Source organism: Caballeronia sp. SL2Y3, assembly GCF_022879575.1.
GTDB lineage: Bacteria > Pseudomonadota > Gammaproteobacteria > Burkholderiales > Burkholderiaceae > Caballeronia.
Genome location: NZ_CP084261.1, coordinates 1,110,886 through 1,128,057, shown reverse-complemented (window position 1 = coordinate 1,128,057; position 17,172 = coordinate 1,110,886). Strand labels below are relative to the sequence as shown.

18 protein-coding genes are annotated in these 17,172 nt (G+C 64.4%); 4 read left to right on the top strand and 14 right to left on the bottom strand.

The features are described 5' to 3' along the window. From LDZ26_RS18515 to LDZ26_RS18505, 3 genes are all read right to left on the bottom strand, one after another. Window positions 1-1,704 carry a formylmethanofuran dehydrogenase subunit A gene (locus LDZ26_RS18515; RefSeq protein ID WP_244849596.1) on the bottom strand — a complete coding sequence of 568 codons (1,704 nt, stop codon included), beginning with the start codon at window positions 1,702-1,704 and terminating at the stop codon, window positions 1-3. After that, window positions 1,704-2,966 (bottom strand): formylmethanofuran dehydrogenase, encoded by a 1,263-nt coding sequence (locus LDZ26_RS18510; protein ID WP_244849595.1) that lies wholly within the window; start codon window positions 2,964-2,966, stop codon window positions 1,704-1,706. The genes LDZ26_RS18515 and LDZ26_RS18510 overlap by 1 nt, the downstream gene beginning before the upstream one ends. 277 nt (window positions 2,967-3,243) lie before the next feature. Next, a complete protein-coding gene (locus LDZ26_RS18505) occupies window positions 3,244-3,942 on the bottom strand; it encodes a HisA/HisF-related TIM barrel protein (protein ID WP_244849594.1) in 699 nt (232 codons plus the stop codon). A 13-nt stretch (window positions 3,943-3,955) separates the two neighbouring features. Here LDZ26_RS18505 and LDZ26_RS18500 point away from each other — a divergent pair, with 13 nt between their 5' ends. From LDZ26_RS18500 to LDZ26_RS18490, 3 genes are read left to right on the top strand one after another with little or no spacing between them, the layout of a single operon-like run. Next, complete coding sequence (locus LDZ26_RS18500; protein ID WP_244850319.1) at window positions 3,956-4,987, top strand: ATP-grasp domain-containing protein; 1,032 nt, start codon at window positions 3,956-3,958, stop codon at window positions 4,985-4,987. Further along, window positions 4,984-6,102, top strand: coding sequence for a hydantoinase/oxoprolinase family protein (locus LDZ26_RS18495; protein WP_244849593.1), 1,119 nt, complete (start codon window positions 4,984-4,986; stop codon window positions 6,100-6,102). The genes LDZ26_RS18500 and LDZ26_RS18495 overlap by 4 nt, the downstream gene beginning before the upstream one ends. A 4-nt stretch (window positions 6,103-6,106) precedes the next feature. Beyond that, window positions 6,107-6,694 (top strand): aspartate kinase, encoded by a 588-nt coding sequence (locus LDZ26_RS18490; RefSeq protein WP_244849592.1) that lies wholly within the window; start codon window positions 6,107-6,109, stop codon window positions 6,692-6,694. Here LDZ26_RS18490 and LDZ26_RS18485 read toward each other — a convergent pair. The 6 genes from LDZ26_RS18485 to LDZ26_RS18460 all read right to left on the bottom strand — a co-directional run bounded on the left by LDZ26_RS18485 (window position 6,685) and on the right by LDZ26_RS18460 (window position 12,357). Beyond that, on the bottom strand, window positions 6,685-7,389 hold the full coding sequence (locus LDZ26_RS18485) for a (5-formylfuran-3-yl)methyl phosphate synthase (RefSeq protein WP_244849591.1): 705 nt from the start codon (window positions 7,387-7,389) through the stop codon (window positions 6,685-6,687). The two genes, LDZ26_RS18490 and LDZ26_RS18485, sit on opposite strands and share 10 nt — an antisense overlap. 22 nt (window positions 7,390-7,411) lie before the next feature. Then, entirely contained in the window at window positions 7,412-7,981 is a 570-nt protein-coding gene (locus LDZ26_RS18480; protein WP_244849590.1) for a DUF447 domain-containing protein, read from the bottom strand. Between the two features lie 85 nt (window positions 7,982-8,066). Further along, window positions 8,067-8,141 carry a pyrroloquinoline quinone precursor peptide PqqA gene (gene pqqA / locus LDZ26_RS18475; protein WP_008354335.1) on the bottom strand — a complete coding sequence of 25 codons (75 nt, stop codon included), beginning with the start codon at window positions 8,139-8,141 and terminating at the stop codon, window positions 8,067-8,069. A 183-nt stretch (window positions 8,142-8,324) separates the two neighbouring features. Then, a complete protein-coding gene (locus LDZ26_RS18470; protein WP_244849589.1) occupies window positions 8,325-9,725 on the bottom strand; it encodes a DUF6513 domain-containing protein in 1,401 nt (466 codons plus the stop codon). Beyond that, window positions 9,704-10,303 carry a flavoprotein gene (locus tag LDZ26_RS18465; protein ID WP_244849588.1) on the bottom strand — a complete coding sequence of 200 codons (600 nt, stop codon included), beginning with the start codon at window positions 10,301-10,303 and terminating at the stop codon, window positions 9,704-9,706. Before LDZ26_RS18465 ends, LDZ26_RS18470 begins: the two co-directional genes overlap by 22 nt. Beyond that, entirely contained in the window at window positions 10,300-12,357 is a 2,058-nt protein-coding gene (locus LDZ26_RS18460) for a sigma-54-dependent Fis family transcriptional regulator (protein WP_244849587.1), read from the bottom strand. The genes LDZ26_RS18465 and LDZ26_RS18460 overlap by 4 nt, the downstream gene beginning before the upstream one ends. A gap of 384 nt (window positions 12,358-12,741) precedes the next feature. On the opposite strand from LDZ26_RS18460, the gene LDZ26_RS18455 reads away from it, so the two are divergent. Beyond that, window positions 12,742-13,188, top strand: a complete 447-nt coding sequence (locus tag LDZ26_RS18455) for a dihydroneopterin aldolase (protein WP_244850317.1) — start codon at window positions 12,742-12,744, stop codon at window positions 13,186-13,188. A gap of 15 nt (window positions 13,189-13,203) precedes the next feature. On the opposite strand, the gene LDZ26_RS18450 is transcribed toward LDZ26_RS18455, so the two are convergent. The 5 genes from LDZ26_RS18450 to mch form a co-directional block, all read right to left on the bottom strand. Further along, window positions 13,204-13,602 (bottom strand): hypothetical protein, encoded by a 399-nt coding sequence (locus tag LDZ26_RS18450; RefSeq protein ID WP_244849586.1) that lies wholly within the window; start codon window positions 13,600-13,602, stop codon window positions 13,204-13,206. A gap of 85 nt (window positions 13,603-13,687) precedes the next feature. Next, window positions 13,688-14,197: a formaldehyde-activating enzyme gene (gene fae, locus LDZ26_RS18445; RefSeq protein ID WP_206468853.1), complete on the bottom strand. Its 510-nt coding sequence runs from the start codon at window positions 14,195-14,197 to the stop codon at window positions 13,688-13,690. 190 nt (window positions 14,198-14,387) lie between these two features. Further along, window positions 14,388-15,239, bottom strand: a complete 852-nt coding sequence (locus tag LDZ26_RS18440) for a triphosphoribosyl-dephospho-CoA synthase (RefSeq protein WP_244849585.1) — start codon at window positions 15,237-15,239, stop codon at window positions 14,388-14,390. Beyond that, entirely contained in the window at window positions 15,226-16,185 is a 960-nt protein-coding gene (locus LDZ26_RS18435; protein WP_370650707.1) for a RimK family alpha-L-glutamate ligase, read from the bottom strand. The genes LDZ26_RS18440 and LDZ26_RS18435 overlap by 14 nt, the downstream gene beginning before the upstream one ends. After that, entirely contained in the window at window positions 16,158-17,168 is a 1,011-nt protein-coding gene (mch, locus tag LDZ26_RS18430; protein ID WP_244849583.1) for a methenyltetrahydromethanopterin cyclohydrolase, read from the bottom strand. The genes LDZ26_RS18435 and mch overlap by 28 nt, the downstream gene beginning before the upstream one ends. Window positions 17,169-17,172: the final 4 nt, after the last annotated feature.

The following is a 17,172-nucleotide window of genomic DNA, read 5'->3' as shown; positions in this document are numbered from 1 at the left end:
TCATGCGTTCCCGCGCGTGGCGAAGCACGCGACCGGCAACAGCCTGCCGCCGTTGCAGCATGCGCAGATTTCGTCGTCGCCGATAGCCGCGTTCTCGAAGCGCGCCGCAAGGTTGGCTTCGGTGAAAGCGCGCACGCGCGCTTCGACCGAACGGTCATAGTCCGGCTGCACGTAATGGATACCGCCTGTCGGTACGGTGAGAAGCACGCCATCGCGTGCGATTAATTCGCCATCCTTAAAGACATAGGCCGGTGACGTGAACATGCGTTCGCGGTCCGCATCCTCGCGATAAACGGCAATGTCCGCTGCTGCGCCGACTCCAAGATGCCCGCGATCCATCAGCCCGAGCAATCGCGCGGGTCCGGCGCGCGTGATGATGGCGATCTCGTAGAGCGAGAACTCGCGAGTGAGTTCACCGAGCGCGGTCGCGGTCTTCGCATCGGCGTGCAACTTGTCGAGTTGCTCGTCGCGAAAGGACTTGTCCATCAGGAGCCGAATGAGATGCGGGTAACTCGTGAACGGACCGCCGTTCGGATGATCGGTCGTTATCGATACGCGCCACGGATCGTCCACGAGCAAAAAGATCTCCAGCCCGATGATCCATTGCAGCGCGTTCACGAAGCTCTCTTCGCGATACCGGAAGGGCAGCACGCCACAGCCGCCATCGCATTCGATATCTCCGAGTATCCATTTACGCGGACGAGCGAGCGGCGCGTTGCGGAACTGCATCATCGTGTCGCCCGAAGCGGTGACGGTCTGACCGAAGATGATCTGCCCGACATCGATGGTCACGTTGGGACGCGCGTTCACCGCTTCGGCAATGGCGCGCGCGCCGGATGAAAATTTGCGCGGCCCTTCCGTGCCGTAGCTGTGGAACTGGATATGCGTGAGATGCACGGGCAGGCCTTCTGCCGCATCCATCGTGGCGATGGTCGAATCGATGTTGCCGGGCACGCCGAGATTGCTTGCGTGCACATGCAACGGATGCGGCACGCGCAAGTCGGTGAGCGCGCGAGTGAGTGTCTTGAGCACGTCGCGCGGCGTGATGCCGTAATGCACGTGTGCTTCGTCGAGATCGAGCGAACGCTGATTGAACTTGAAAGCGGATATGCCGCCCGGGTTCACCACCTTGACGCCGAGCGCCTTGCTCGCGTTGATGGTCCAGCCGACGTAATCGCGTATGCGTTCGTAGTCTTCGCGTGCCGCCAGCATCTGCAGGAACAGTTCGTCGTTGCCCATCATCACGTAGGCGCCGTGATCGATGATCGGCGTATCGCCCATTTCGAGGTGAGTATGACGCGCGTTCGAGGCGATCATCGCGGGCTCGAATGCAGCCGTGTAGCCCATTTCCGCGTAACGATATCCGGTGGCGAGCGTGCCCGGCGCGCATGTGCCGCAGGAAGGCAGACGCATATAGCGGCCTTCGTCGGGCCGGTTCGGCACGGCGCGCGGATCGTCGCGATGATCCTCCGGCAAGAGCAGACGAGAGAGATTGGTCTTGCCGCCGCCGATATGCGAGTGCAGATCGATACCGCCCGCCATGACCACCATGCCGCTCGCATCGAAGTCACGTTCAGGCGGGATGTCGTGATCGTTCAGGCCATCCACGATACGGCCGTCGCGGATCGCGATGTCGCGCTGTTCGCCGTTGACGCCGTTCGTCGGATCATAGACGGTGCCGCCTCTCAGTCGCGCCGTGCTCATCACGTCCTCCTTGCGCGTACAGACTGCACGAGTTCACTCGCGATGGCGGCCACGGTCGGCAATGCCGTACCGCGTGCCGGCACGAGCGGCGCGACCACCGATGTATCCATGCGAAAGAGGTGTCCGCTGCTATCGACGCCGGGTGTCGCAACGGGAATGAACACAGTGGGCGCCCTGCGTTCATCGAGCGCTTTGGCGGGATGCGCGAGAACGATCGCGGGAATATCGTCGGCGAGTGCATCGGGCATCGGCTCGGGACCGAAGCTGGATACCCACAGCAGCGCGTCAGCTTCACGCTTATGCAAAAGCGTTTGCGTGCGATAGCGATATGGATCGTGCTCGAGGGGCATCCCCACGTTGACGCGCGTTCTGAGCGGAAAGCCGGAGAGCCACGTGACCGTCTGATTGACCGAGAGCGCGCCGTCGTCCCCGGTCAATGCAAGGACGCCCGCGCGCATGGTGCGATTGAGCGTCTTCACAATTCGGTGTATCGCTTCTATCGCGAGCGCTGAATGCGGGCTTGGCAATGCGGCGGGTTCATAGATGAACGCGGTGTAGTGCGCCGTCTGGATGCGTTCGGTCAAGGCCTGCAAGACGTGGGCGGTTTCTGCGTCTGCGAACGCATCGGGCTTGCGGTCTTCGAGGAGCGCGGACCAGAGCGCGAGCGTATCGAAGGCATCGAGATCGCGCAGCAGTGTCTCGCCACGCGGGGCGGCCGTATCGACGTCGCATCCGACGAAGACGATCTTCTTTTCATGCTGCGCGGTTTGCAGCCGCTCAAAGAAGCGCGGAAAACGGCGTGATGGTTCGCACGCGAACACGATGATGAGATCGGCGCGCGAACGCACTTCGGATAGCGTGGTGAAGAGCGCGCCGCGATCTTGCAGCGCGAGCGTGGTCGCGGCGAGCGAATCGCCGTGCATGTGATCGAGCATTGCGCCGCTGTGGGCGGCGAGTTCGTAGAGCGCGCGTGCGCCGGCTACGTCGGTGGCGAGGCCGCCGAAGAGCGGGCGGCGGGCTTTCGTCAGGATGTCTGCGGCACGCGAGATTGCTGTACGAATGTCGGTTTGGGTTCCGTTGACTTTCGGTTGTGCGTTTGCCGTTCCGGCGGTCATGCTCGCGAGCGAGTTCGCTAGGCGCGGACAGGCCGTGTTCTCTGCGCTCAGGCGCGCGTCGGCCGCGACGTCCAGCGCAATGTCGTCGCATAAGAGCGGGCAGAATGGACACGTCCAGAGGGGTTTTGCTGGCGCTGGTTTGGGCATGGTGCGCGGGTCATTGCAAGGTCTATGCCGAGATTGTTTTTTGCTCGCGCTTTCTTGTTTGTCGTGGAGCTTTTATTCGTGTCGGTCTATTAGTGTTGCCCCTCCCCGGGGCGGGGCAACACTAATAGACCGACACCAAAACAAGTTCCACGAAAAAACTGACGCAGAAGAAACACACATGAAACACACTGTCACGCCGAGCGGCAGCTTAGAGACCACAACACCGAACCAATGCCATTGGCACAAATATTGAGTCGCCCGTTGGGCGAATGCCAACTCAAACCGTCCGATCATGAATCGCAGAAGCAACGAGCCACCCGTGCGCGCCGCGCAACCCGACCTGCGTGAGGTCGTCGCGATCCCGCACCCCTCCCGCGCCGATCAAAGAGCGGTCACCGGCCAAAGCCCGCACGGCATCGAACGTATCGAGGTCCGGTCCGGCCTTGGCACCGACATGATCCAGCGTCATCACGATCACGCGCGAAGGCCACCACGCGCTATCGCCATTAAGCGCACCGAGCGCGCGCCCGCCGCGAAAGTCGAGCGAGAGAATCGGTTCATAGCCGGCGACGCTCGCTTCGCCAATCGCGCCTGCGTCGAGCAAGGTCTCCGTACCGAACACAGGCACGAGCGTCGCAGCCGGAGCGCATGGCGTCATATTCACGATGCGCTCGAACAACACGCGCATGGACGCGAAATCGCGAAAGCCCGCGTCGAGCCAGATAGCGACGCCATCGCCGAGCGCCTCTCGAAGCGACGCCAAGGTGTCGATATGCGCACCGCGCCCGAGAATCGCGCCGAGATCGGCCACGTATAGCGTGCAAGCGCCGGTCGCGGCCAGCAAAGCACGGGCGACCTCCAACGGTTCGCTTGTCGCGCACAACGAAGACTGGATCGGCCGGTAGCGCGAACGCTCGCCGCGCACTGCGCGCACCGCGTGGCCGTCGAGCAGATCGAGAACGGGTATCACCTGCATGGATGGCTTCCCCTTGACCAGAATATTCGTGTTCGAGTACCTCACCGGCGGCGGCATCGATCCCGATGTCGCGAGCGCAAGCACGCTCGCCGATCTCAGCGCGCTCATCGTCGAAGGCCGCGTCATGCGCGACGCCATCGCCGCCGACTTGCGCGCGCTCGAAGGCGTCGATGTCACCGTCGCCACGTCGCGCTTCGAAGAGATGAGCAAGGATCACGCGCATGCGCGCCCGCAGCCCGGCGAGCCGATCACGCGCTTTGTCTCACGCATCGCCCGTGAGCACGACTATGCCATCATCATCGCGCCCGAATGCGACGGTCTGTTGTTGCAGTTGCACGATGCCGTCGGCGCGGCGCGCTGGCTCGGCTGCGCCAAAGAAGCCATACGCACGGCGTCGAGCAAAAGCGCGACAGCCGCATGCCTCGCGGTCCATGACATCTCCGTCATGCCCTCGCTCGAACCCGAGCAGGCCGTCGCGTCACACGGACGCCGCTGGGTCGTGAAGCCGGATGACGGCGCGGGCGCACTCGACACGTATGTCTACGATCAACTCGACGCAGCCCGCGAAGAACACGAAGCGCGCGCTGCGGCCGGGCGCAATCCCGTTATGCAGGAATGGGTCGATGGCGAACCGCTCAGTCTTTCGCTTCTCTGCGAGGACGCGGGCGCGCGCCTCTTGTCCATCAACCATCAACGTATCGCGCTTTCCGAAGCAGCGCAGTCTAAACCACACGAGCGCGTCGTACAGTTCGATGGCGTCGATGTAAATACCGTTGCGCGCCATGGCGACCGAGGGCGCGTGCTCGAAAGACTCGCGCAGCGCGTGGCGCATGCGGTTCCCGGCTTGCGCGGCTTCGCGGGCATCGACCTCGTATGGCACCCGCAACGCGGACCGGTCGTCATCGAAATCAATCCGCGCGTGACGATGGCTTATGCCGAACTCAGCAAGACGCGCAACATTGCGGCGGAATTGCTCGCGGCGCACGGTGTACCGGGCTTCGCACAACGTGAGCCATATTTACGCGCATGGGGAGCGTCGTCATGACGACGCGTGCAGGCGGCGCGCCGGTCTTCGGCTGGGACGTGGGCGGTGCGCATGTGAAGGTGTGCCTCGCGACGGCGGGCACGGCGGTCGATGTTGCGCAATGGGCGTGTCCGTTGTGGCAAGGCATAACGCATCTTGAGCGAACCGTCGATAGCGTGTTCGAACGCTGGCCGCAAGCCGCCGACGCGAGCGCGCGCCACGCGGTCACCATGACCGGCGAAATGGTCGATCTCTTTGCGGATCGCGCAGAAGGCGTGCGCACGCTGACCCGCATGCTCGCGCAACGGCTCGGGCCGCGCACGCTCTTTTACGGCGGAAAAGCAAACTGGCTCGCCCGTTCCGCGTGCCGCGAGGGCTGGCGCAAGATCGCATCGGCGAACTGGCTCGCCACCGCGGAATACGTCGCCACGCGCTTGCCTCATGCGTTGCTCGTCGATATCGGCAGCACGACCACGGACATCATTCCGATCGTCGCAGGCCACGTCGCCGCACGCGGCATGAACGATGCACAGCGTCTCGTGAGCGGCGAGCTCGTGTATCAGGGTGTCGTTCGAACGCCTTTGTGCGGTGTCGCGCATCGCATCGCATTCAGGGGCGAAACCACGGGCGTGATGAACGAGTGGTTCGCGACGACAGCGGACGTGTATCGCCTGACCGGCGAGTTGTGGGCCGAGCACGACCAGCATCCGAGCGCGGACAACGGCCCGAAGACGGAAGCCGCGAGCCGTGCGCGTATTGCACGAATGATCGGACGTGACGCGTGCGATGCAAGCCCCGATGAATGGCGGCGATTCGCGCTTGCATGGCGGCGCGAACAGTTGCGCGTGCTCGAAACCAATCTGGCTCGCGTGAGCGCGCAACACGAGTCGTTGGCAAGGGCGCCTATCGTCGGCGCGGGATGCGGGCGCTTCCTCGCTGCGGCGCTGGCGCAACAGGAAGCGCGCAGCTATGTGGACTTCGCGCGGCTCGCGGGAGTCGCGTCGGACGATGCAGCGCAATACGAATGGGCTTCGACGTGCGCGCCGAGCGTGGCGGTCGCGCTGCTGGCTTCGTCGCCCTTAACGGGTTTGAATACGGACGGCGCGAACGAGGCGGTCAATCTCGAACGAGGATAACGGCATGTGGGTGATCAAGATCGGCGGAAGCCTGAGCCACGATCCCGTGCTGCGCGAGTGGCTCACGCGGCTTTGGGAACTGGGCGGCGGGCGTGTCGTGATCGTGCCTGGCGGGGGCGATTTCGCGGATGCGGTGCGGCAGTATCAGCGCGAATGGCGCTTCGACGACCTCGCCGCGCATAACATGTGTCTGCTCGCGATGACTCAATACGCGATTCTCATGCAGGGCGTGCTACCGGAGTTGGTGCTTGCATCGAACGAAGAACGCATCCGGCGCGCGCTGCGCGATGGCCAGGTGGCCGTATGGGTGCCGACCGATCTGATGCGCACCACGCCCGACTCGATGACCAACTGGGACACGACATCCGACAGTCTCGCCGCGTGGCTTTCGACCACGCTCAACGCCGAGCGCCTGATGATCGTTAAGTCGTGCGCGATCGAAGCGCACGCGCCGCTCGAAGCGCTCGCTGCAAGCGGCGTGATCGACAGACGTTTTCCCGCCTACGTCAGAGACGCGAATTATCTGGTGGAAGTGTTCAGCAAGGGCGATGCGTCGGTCATGCGCGAGCGGCTGCTCGCATTTCACGCGTGAGCGGTCATGCGCTCGCCATGCAGCGCACGCGACCACTGACGCACACGCGATGCGTCGAGCCGTCCCGTGCGTCCATCGCGCTCGTCGCATAGCGCGCCTCTGAAGCCCGCGATATCCGGTGCAAGCGCGCGTATCCGTTCGAGATCCCGCCAGCCTAGCGATCCTGCGAGGGCGGTCATCATGCCGCGTGACCGCGCTTGCGAAAGGCATGTGGCGAGCGTTGCGGTATCGACGCAATCGAACAGCGTGCGGCCGTCCTTGTTCGCGGTATCGAAGACGAGCGCGACGAAGCCGAGCTGCGCGGCGAGTGTAACGAGCGAACGCTCGATGCCGTCGTCGCAAAGCAGCACCGGCACGACCGTCGCCGGCAAGGTCGCGAGATGACGCAAGCACGCCGCGGCGCGCGGTCCCGGCGCGACGCCGGCCTTCACATAATCGACGCCGGTGCTCGCGACGTCCAGCACGCGGTTCGTCATTTCATCGAGCGCGTCGTTCGGCAAGTCTCCAATGGTCGCGCTGATGGGCCGCACCGCGTACGGCGCCCTCAATGCGCTAACGATGCGCTTGATCTTGTCCGTCGCGACGCCGCCGAGCGCGCCCGCGCGGGGTTCCTTCAGATCGATCACGTCCGCGCCCGCTTGTGCGGCATCGAGCGCTTCGTCCACCGAGCGGACGCTTGCGAGCAATGCGGTCATGGTCGAACTCCCGAGCGTTGGATCAGGGATGAAGCGTCTTTGCGCGATGCTGTTCGATGGCCTGCAATAGCCAGTTCCACGCGGTGCGTTCGGCATCGCCCGCTGTCTTCTCGATGGCAATGCGCAGATAGTCGATCTCGCTATCTACCTTCTCTTGCGGCAGCATGAATAGACGGCTCACCAGAATCGCGCCTTCCACCACCGCAGCCTGCGCGCGATTGAAGCCGGGAAACGGCGCATGCGTCTCGCGATGCACGCACGCCATGCGCAGCGTGGGGCGCGTGTCGTCGTCGTTCATTTCCACCAGTTGCAACTCCGCATGCGCGAGCGTTTGCGCGAGCCGCACGCTCGGCACCGCTGTTGCGCGAAGCGTCGGCCAGTCGCGCTGAAAGCCCGTGACGCAGCCTGCGAACACGCGCACGTCCGTCGTGAAGTTGATGACGGCGCTTCGCGTCGCGATGACGTTATCGAGCGTCGTCGAAGGGCGAAACGGCGCGAGAATGGCTGATTCTTCCTGAAAGCGCACGCCCATGGGCGCGACATGCGGACGGCCATCGCGATCCGCCGTGGTGACGATCGTCTCGTAGATCATGGCTGTCCGCGCGCGCGTTCACAGGCATGTGGCTCGCACGAAGGCGCATTGACGCACGCGGCTTCGTGCAAGTGGGACGTTGCACTCAGCGCGTGGCGATATACATCGTGATTTCGAAACCGAAGCGCATATCGGTGAAGCTCGGCGTGGTCCATTGCATGGCATTTTTCTCCTTGGTTAAACGAGTGAATCAGTCGATGCCGACGACGCCCTTTCGATTCGAGCGGCGTGCGCGTGCGAACATACGCAAGCGCCATGCCAAACGACGATGCTTCGTCTGCGCGCATGACTGTGACGGGAACGCAGCAAAGTGTCCCGCTGGGTGACGCGAAAGGCGCATGGGTCAGCGCTTTTTCATGGTCGTGCCGGGCGCGTGCCATGCCGTCAGATCTTCCTCAGGACGATCCACCTCGCATCCCCAATCGAGCGGCTGGTCCTGATCGAAACGCTTGCCGAGTTGCCATGCAATCTCGGCCCGCGCAAGTTGCACGCCCATGTAGAACGCGTGGCCGCCGTCGGCTTCCAGCTTGAGGTCGGGGTAAAGCGCGAACGGGTCGGTGGCAATGCGATGTCCGTCACGGTTATAGACATGAATTCCTTGGGCCGAAACCTGAACGCGAAAGTTAGGATCACGTACGAACAGCGAAAGTTCGTGAATCTCTTCGGCACTGTAGGGAAAAGGGCGCCTGGCATGCAGCGCGCACAGGTCGCCCGACATGCCTTTGGGCAGCGTCTGCGTTTCGCGTGCGGCGTGCATCACGCGTCGCGCGACATCGGCTTCGCGCACGGCACGGCGCGCATGCAGGCTCACGGACGTCGTGAGCACGGCCGCGATGCGCAGTTCCGCCGCCATGCCGAGCAGCACCGCGTTGATGCCGCTCGTGTCCGCTTCCGTCAACTCGGTCACGTTGCCGATGCCCATCATGATCGCAACGTCCGGATGACGCTCGCGCAAGCTCACATAACGCGCGATGGATGCCGCGAGCCCGAATGGAATCGGATCGAGAATCGGGTCGGCGAGGAACGGTCGATTGCGTGCTTTCATTGCGTCGATGGCCGCTTCGAGCGATGCCATGTCGTGCGGCTCGCGCGGCACGAGAACGGGCGTCGATGCCGTTTCCTCCGCGATCCAAAGCGTATCGACGTTCAGGCTCATCAAGTAATCGGCGCCTGCGCGTGCGCCGCGCACCAGTTCGTCGGTGAGCATCGAATCGACGCTCACGCGATAGCCCTGTTCCTTGAGCATCGCCACTGCGTCTTCGAGATGCGGAAACGGCGTCTCGGGCAGGCAGCCGATGTCGATCACATCCGCGCCCTGTTTAGCGTAGTCGCGCGCGCGGCCGGCGATGCCTTCGAGGTCGAGACGCGGTGCATCGACGATCTCCGCGAAGATCTTCGTCTCGTAGCGCGATAGATCGACATGCCTCGCTTCGCGCCCGAAGAACTGCGGCAAGTCCTTCACTTCCTCCGGACCGCGCTCGACCTTCACGCCGTAGTGCGCGGTGAGCGCATCGAGGTCGCCGCGGCATCGGCCCGGCACGATCATGCGGCTCGTGCCTTCGCCGAGCGGAGTCGCAACCCGCCGGCGAATCATGTCGGCGGTCATGAGGCCCGCCACTTGCAGCCCGATCTCGCGCACTTCCCATGTAAAGGGCGATGCGGCGCTTGTCGGCGCAATGCCTTCGAGCACGCGACGAAGGCTCTGTTCGGCGAGCCTGCCCGTCAGGAAGACAATGTGTTCCATGCGAGATTCAGGTCCGAAAGCCGTTGTTCGAGCGCGGCCTTCAGGTCATCGAGCGTGCGCGCGACAGTCGTATGTTCGATGCGCGCCAGGCGTTCGACGTTATCCAGCTCGATGGCGCGCGGCCTCACTTCGACCCATTCGTGAGGCGTTTGCGTGATGACGCTCGGCGCTGTATCGCATGCGAAAACGATGCCCGGCACGCATTGCTTGCCGGCTTGCGCAAAGAGATTGGTGGGCAACGTGTCGGAGATGCCGAGCGCGCACTTCGCCACCGTGTTGCTGGTTGCGGGCGCAATCACGACGGTGTGATATTCGCCGTGATAGATCATGCCCACGGGCACGCTGCTCGCGCTGTTGTCGCGAAAGACCTTGAAGTGCTCGCGCAGCTTACGTATAGGCCAGCCATAGAGCGGCAGCACTTCCTCGCCTGCGCGTGAGAGGAAGAGATCGCAGCGCGGCAGGCGCAAAGCGAGTTCGAGCGATTCCTCGATCATGTGCCCCGAACCGGTCACGCACCACGCGAAGCGCGCGTCGGGCTTGAACTCGTCGAGCCGGCGAGCGGGCGCGGGCTGCGTCATGCGTGATCCGGCGTGGGCGAATCGTGCGACAGCCTGATGTGCAGCCGATGCATCTTGCGATACAACGTGTTCCGGCTGATGCCGAGCACCTTCGCGACGTTGCTCACGTTCCAGCGATGTTCGTCGAGCAGCATCAACACGGTCTCGCGTTCCCTCACCTGTATCGCGTTGAGCGCGGAGGTGTCGGCGTCGTCGGTGAGATGCGGCCGTGGCGACGTGGCGCTTGCCGTGGATGCATTCGTCGCGCTCACGGCACGCGCGCCGTTCATGATCTCGGGCGGCAGATGCGCGCAGCGAATCTCAGGACCGTCGCAGAGCGCGATCGCCATTTGCAGGACGTGCCGCAATTGACGGATATTGCCGGGCCACGAATAACTCAGCAGAGCCTGTCGTGCTTCGGCGCTCAGCGCGGGCGGATCGGTGGATTCGGTTTCGAGAATGTGGCCGATGAGCGCGAGGGCATCGGCGCGTTCGCGCAGCGGCGGCAAGTTGATCTCGATGCCGTTGAGCCGGTAATACAGGTCTTCGCGAAAGAGGCCTGTCTGCACGAGCTCCGCGAGATTGCGGTGACTCGCGCTAATGAGTTGGAAGTCCACCTTCACGGTTGTTTCCGCGCCGAGCGGCGTGACTTCGTGTTCTTCGAGCACGCGCAGCAGCCGCGCCTGCAGCGTGAGCGGCATGTCGCCGATCTCATCCAGAAACAGCGTGCCGCCGTTCGCCTGCACGATCTTGCCGCGCCGTCCTTCACGCTGCGCGCCGGTGAATGCGCCCGCGCGGTAACCGAACAACTCGCTTTCGATGAGATTCTCCGGCAGCGACGCGCAATTCACCGCGACGAACGCGCCCGCTCCGTTCGGGCTGATGCTGTGCAGCGCATTGGCGAAGACTTCCTTGCCGGTGCCCGTTTGCCCGCGCAGGATGATCGGTATCTTGCGTTGAATCACGCGTGCGGCAAGCTGAATCTGCGAGGCCATGCGCGGATCGCCGAATTCCAGATGCGAGAGCTTGTCGAGACGGCCTGCGCCTGCAACCGCATTCTCGCGCGACTCCTTGCGCGCGGGCTTTAAACGCGTGCTCGTCGTCAACGCGGAGTCGTTCATCAGTATGCGCGTCGCGCCGCCTGCCGCTTCGCGCGGCGTCTGCGCGGTGAGGAAGAAGCGGCTGTTCGCCTTCGCGCTGTACACGGTGACCGGATGAAACGAGCCGCGTATGCTGCGCGCGATCATGTCTTCGAGCGACGCGTTGAACGCCTCTTCGATGCGCTTGCCGCACAGTTCCGCGGGCGTGCGCAGATCGAGCTGAAAGAGCGCGCTGCGGCTCGCGGCCAGCACCACGCCGTCGTCGCTGACCGCGAGCTTGCCCGCGTGCAGCGTGCCGACGAATTCCGGCCGGCTATGGAAGTGGATCATGTTCGCGTGCCGGTAGCGCGCATCGATCAGACGGTTTTCGATCATCTGCCGCGACATGCCGACGAGCACCAGCGAATGCTGCTGCAAGAGCTTCGAGCGGCTCGTGACATCGAGCACGCCGGCAATCGTGCCGCGTTCATCGAAGATCGGCGCGGCGGAGCAGGTGAGCGACGTATAGCGCGGATAGAAGTGCTCGTGCTGGCACACGGCAATGCAGTCGCGCTCGATCAGACACGTGCCCATGCCGTTGGTGCCCGCTTCGCGCTCGCTCCACAGCGCGCCGACGCGCAGGCCGTCGGCGGCGACAGCCTCGCCGAACGGCACCGAGGACACCTGATGCACGATCACGCCGTCGGCATCGACGAGCACGACCGCGAGTTCGGGATCAGCGAGCTGCTGGTACAGCGTCGTCATTTCGAGCTTGGAGGATGCGATGAGATCGCTCGCGGCTTCGCGGCGCTCGGTGAGTTCGCGCGATGTCAGCACCGGCGGCATCACGAAGCGCGCGGGGTCGAGGTGGAACTCGGTGAGGCAACGCATCCACGATTGCGCGACGGAATCGCTCGCGCGCCGCGTGGCGAGCGGGTTGTGGACGATGTTCAGCACTTCCCGGACATGCGTGTCTACGTCAGCTAGCGACGACATGGGGCCGTGTCTCCGTGGCGTTTTTCGTTGCGTTCGCGCATGAGCCGCGCGTTGCGTCCGACGCCGAATCTGTTGTGTTTCCGCGGGCGCCGCGGCCTCCGCGGCACTTTCGTTGCCGTCGTGCTGTAGCCGTTCGCGTGCGCGCCTCGTGGCCGGGCGTGCGTTTCGGTCAGGATTTCCGCCCCGCTCTGGCCCGGTTCCCAAAAACTCTACATCCGATGGCGCGCCGGTTCAATAAGTAGTCGCATAGAGTTTGGCGCTGCGCGCGGTTTTTGCTTTTCTCCTCGAATCACCCGCGTTTGACGCTTTCATCACTCACCGGGCCGCTCGCGCGGCGACACGCACATGGGCCGATTCGATCCGATCCGCGAAGCCGTTCGCGACATGGCGCCGCGCGCTGCCGAGGAAAACCCGCCGATGGATATCGTATTTATCGAGGGACTGACAGGGCAGACGGTGATCGGCATCGACAAGAGCGAGCTGCACATCGCGCAGCCCGTGCGCATGAGTCTCGCGATCGGCGTGCCGTCGTTGCGGGCGTGTACGACGGATCGCATCGAGGACACGGTCAACTACGCTGCGGTGCGCGAAGCCGTTCACGCGCTGCTTGCGTCGCATCGCGTTCAGCTATTGGAGGCGCTGGCCGAGCACATCGCGCAACTGGTCATCGCACGGTTCGGCGCGCATTGGGTGAGGGTGTCGCTCGCAAAGCCCGCCAAGTTCGACGATGTCGATGCGGTCGGCGTCGTGATCGAGCGGCGGCGCGCGCCGTGCATGCAAGGTGGGCAAGGCGGGCTCGGCTGGATCGGCCTGGGTTACGTGCCGCAATAAGCCTTGCGTGAAGCGTTATTTCGCGGCCGCTGCGGGCTTCACGAGTCCGCACGCCTTGAATGCTTCGCGCTGCAACTCGCGATACTTCTTCGTCTGCGCCTTCGCGCGATCGACGCGAAACTCGGCGCCGCCTTCGCCGCCGAGCGCGGCGTATTTCGAAAACGTCGACTGCTCCACGAAGTCGTCATAGGTGAGCACCTGCGCGATCTTGTCGATGGCGCACGAGCACTTGTAGACGTTCACGAAGTCATGCCCGTTGTCGTCCATGCAGGCGAGGACGTATTCCACGCGGCCTTCGGTCGGATAGTCGTGGCCTTGTGCCGGCACGCCCGCAGCCGCAAACGACAACGGGCACACGAACGCCAGGGCGACGAACACGCTAAACACGCTAAGCGCGCTGCAACGTGGAGTCATTCGGATGAACCTCGTATCGTGGACGATGACATGCGGCCGGCGCGCAACGGCGGCGCCGGCCGCACTATCGACGGTGTGTTGACGATCAGGCCGCCGCGAACGGATGCGCGACCGATGACTTCCTCGACACCACTTCGGATGCCTTCGGTTCGCCCGCTACCGCGCGCTGAATGGCTTCTTTCGTCGCCTGATAGTTGAACTCCTGAATCTTCTTGTCGTCGGTTGCTTCCCAGTGAATGAACACGCCGACACAGATAAAGAGGTCGTCGGCCTCGTCGGCGGGAATGGTGCCGTCTTCCACGCTGTCGGCGACCGCGAGCGCCACCGCATGCTGCGCGGGCCCGAACATCTGCACGGCCTGCTTCGCGCCTTTGATGGTGACCTTGTTGAAGAGAATCGTATTGGGCTTGGTGATGAGATTGGGCGCGACCACGGCCAAGAGCGACGTGAAGCCGTCCTTGTTGTTCGTGAGCGCGTGGCAGAACGCGGTCTCCGCAGCGGAGCCTCGCGGTCCGATGATCAAGTCGATATGAGCGACCTCGTTGCCGTCGCCGACGAGCGACTCGCCTATCAGGACGCGGTTGATCTTGGCCATGCTGTTCCTCCAGTGAAGGGTTCTTGGGACGATCGACTTGCTCCAGGGCTCAGGCGGCCACGGTCGATAACCCGAAGACCGCGCAACGCATCCTCGATGCAAACGGCTGCACAGAGGGCGGCATAACCGCGTACGTCCTAAACATGAACCGTGCCAATTTCCCGGTATGGCGCCGCGCGCATCGACTGATTCATGCGGTCACGAGCGCGACGAAAAGCGTCGCCACGGCGAGGTCCGCGCTCGTTCCCGGGTTGATGCGTTGCGCCTTGAGTTCGGCGTCCCATGCGTCGAGCGCGGGCGCGTGCGAAGGACGGCCCGCCGCGCGCCAGTTCGAGCGTTGAACGGCGGCATGGCGCGTGACACTTTGCGCCGTCGCCGCGCCGTGCTTGCGCACAATGTGCGAGTCCGGCCAGAGCGAGAGGAACGTGAGGAACGTATCGAGCATGGCCGCGTGTGGATTCGCGATGCCCGCGTGTCTCGCCGCATCGAGGCCCGCGCCGAACACGTCGGCGAAGCCGTTCGCGTATTGCCGCGCGATGCTGTCGCGGTTCGCGGCGAGCGTCATCGCGGCGCGCAGGTCCACGGTCGGCGGCGCATGCACGGATTGCTCGCGTGCTTCGCCGAGGCCGCCGGGATTGGCAAGCGCGATCGCGCGATAGGCCAGGCGTGCATCGTCGATATCGAGCGATGCAAGCGTCGCTTCGGTCGCGGCATGCCAGTGCCCGATGTCGACAGGATGATCGCGCGGCAGGCGTTCGAGCGCGGCGCACAACGGCGCGGCGAGCAGCACGATGCCGAGATTCGTGTTGCAGCCGACTGCATCGGAGGTACGGCGCACGGCGTCGAGAATGCGCATGCCGACGTTTGCGCCCGCTACGAAGAGACCCGCCGCCGCCATTTCCGCGCTCTCGATGAACTGCGCCGCCGTCATGCCGTGGCCCGCGCTCGCGATGCTTACGTTGCCGGGCTTGCGCGTCTCCACGTCGAGGGCGCAGGCGCGCATGAACGCGTCGCGCGCGTGCATCGGCTCACGCGCGGGCATCGCCGCTTGCCAATGCGAACGTGCGCTGCGATAGAGCGAGCTTGCGGTCGAGCAGATCGTCGGCGAGCAATGCGGCGATATCGAGCGGCGTCACCGACTGCAACCCGCGCCACGCCGCCACGCCGTTCACTTCGAGCACGAGCGGGCGTCCATCCGCTGCGATCAGATCGACGCCCGCATAGTCCAGGCCGAGCGCGTGGCTCGCCCGCACCGCAGTATCGGCGAGCGAGGACGTCAGCTCGGCCGGCTCGCACCGCGCGCCACGGGCGAAGTTGTGAATCCAGTCGTCGCCGCCCACGCGCTTCATCGCCGCGACCGCCCGCGTGCCGATCACGAGCACGCGCCAGTCGAAGCCGGGATGCCCGGCATCGACATAACGCTGTAGATACGCGACGCCGCTGAAGTCTTCGAGCGATGGCAACGTTTCGCATGCGTCGTCGCCGAGCCGCCGCAAGCCTTTGCCTTGCGAGCCGAAGAGCGGCTTCATCACGAGCTTGCGGCCCGCCGCCGCTTCGCGCATCAGCACGCGCTTGGCAAATGCGGGCGATTCGCCGGCCCATGTCGCGGGCGTCGGCACGCCGAAGCGGTTGAGCAGAAAGCTCGTCATCGACTTGTCGACGCTGCGTTCGATGGCGCGGGCGTCGTTATAGACCGGCACGCCGCTTTCGCGCAGCGCGTGCAGGATGCCGAGCCGCAGCGTCACCTGTTCGAATGTGCCGCCCGCGATGCCGCGCACGAACACGGCATCCGGCAGCGCGTGGCCGAAGCCGGGAATGGCGAGCCCGTGCGGAGGCCACGTCGTATCGATGCGGCAATCCGCGAGATCGACGCAGCGCGCCTCGACGCCGCGCGCGCGGAACGCTTTCTTCAGACGGCTCGTGTGCCAGCCGGTCTCGTCGGTCATGATCGCGACGCGCGTCATGGCGTTTCCTGCGTGACGTGCCATTGCGCGCGAAGCAGCGCGTGGTCGAGCTTGCCGCCGTGATACGTCGCGCCGCTTTCGAGACTCGACACCCAGGCTTCGGCGGGCGCGAAGAGCGCGGCGTCGATCTGATAGAAGTCGTAGTTAAATGACTTGAAGATTTCGGCGAAAGGCTTGCCGTAGTCCCGCGCGTTCGAAGACGGCAGTTCGGCCGCGAGCCGTCGTGCGGCTCTATCGCTCTTTACTGTGAGATGCACGCGGCCGCCGTAGAGAATGGCGTCGTTGGTGCGGCCCATTGCCTGCGTGTCGTCGGGCGCGGGCGGCGGCAACGGGGCGCTGCCGCTCGCTTCCACGATCTCGCTCAAGTCCACGCCCAGCACATGCGTCTTGTGCAGCGCAACTTCCACTATGCGCGCCACGACCTGCACCGTGCCCGCGACAGAATGTGTCGGCGTGACCGCGATGACGAGCTTGTCAGGCGCCAGGCCGCAGTCGTCGATCACCTTGTCGATGACCACTTGCGGCGGCAGGCGATTCACTTCCATGACGAGCGCGCCGCGTTCGTGTTTGTCGCGATAGCCGAGTTCATCAAAGAGCGGCTCCTTGCACGCGAGCGCGCGCGCAGGGCCCGAGCCTAGCGAGAAGAACTTCTTGCCGCCGGTCTCGTCTTTGGTCGCGGACAGACTCCAGCCCGCGTACTGGCTCCCGAGGCAGGCAAGCACCGGATTCGACGTATGCACTTCGATGAAGACGGGCCAGAGCGGAGCGGCCTCGAACGCCGTGCGGCGCCCAACGTGTCCGAGCCCGCCCATGCAGATTCGCGCGATGAGAATGCCGGCATCCGCGCTGCCCGCTGCATCGACGCCTGCGTCCACGATAGTCGTGCCCGCAGGCGTGCGCGTGATGCCGACGCGAAACTCTTCGCTGCATTCGATCAGCTGCGCGACGAGCGGCTCGCTCATCGCGTTGACGCTCAATCCGGCGGGGAGGGGAGAAGTCAGTGTCATGGGC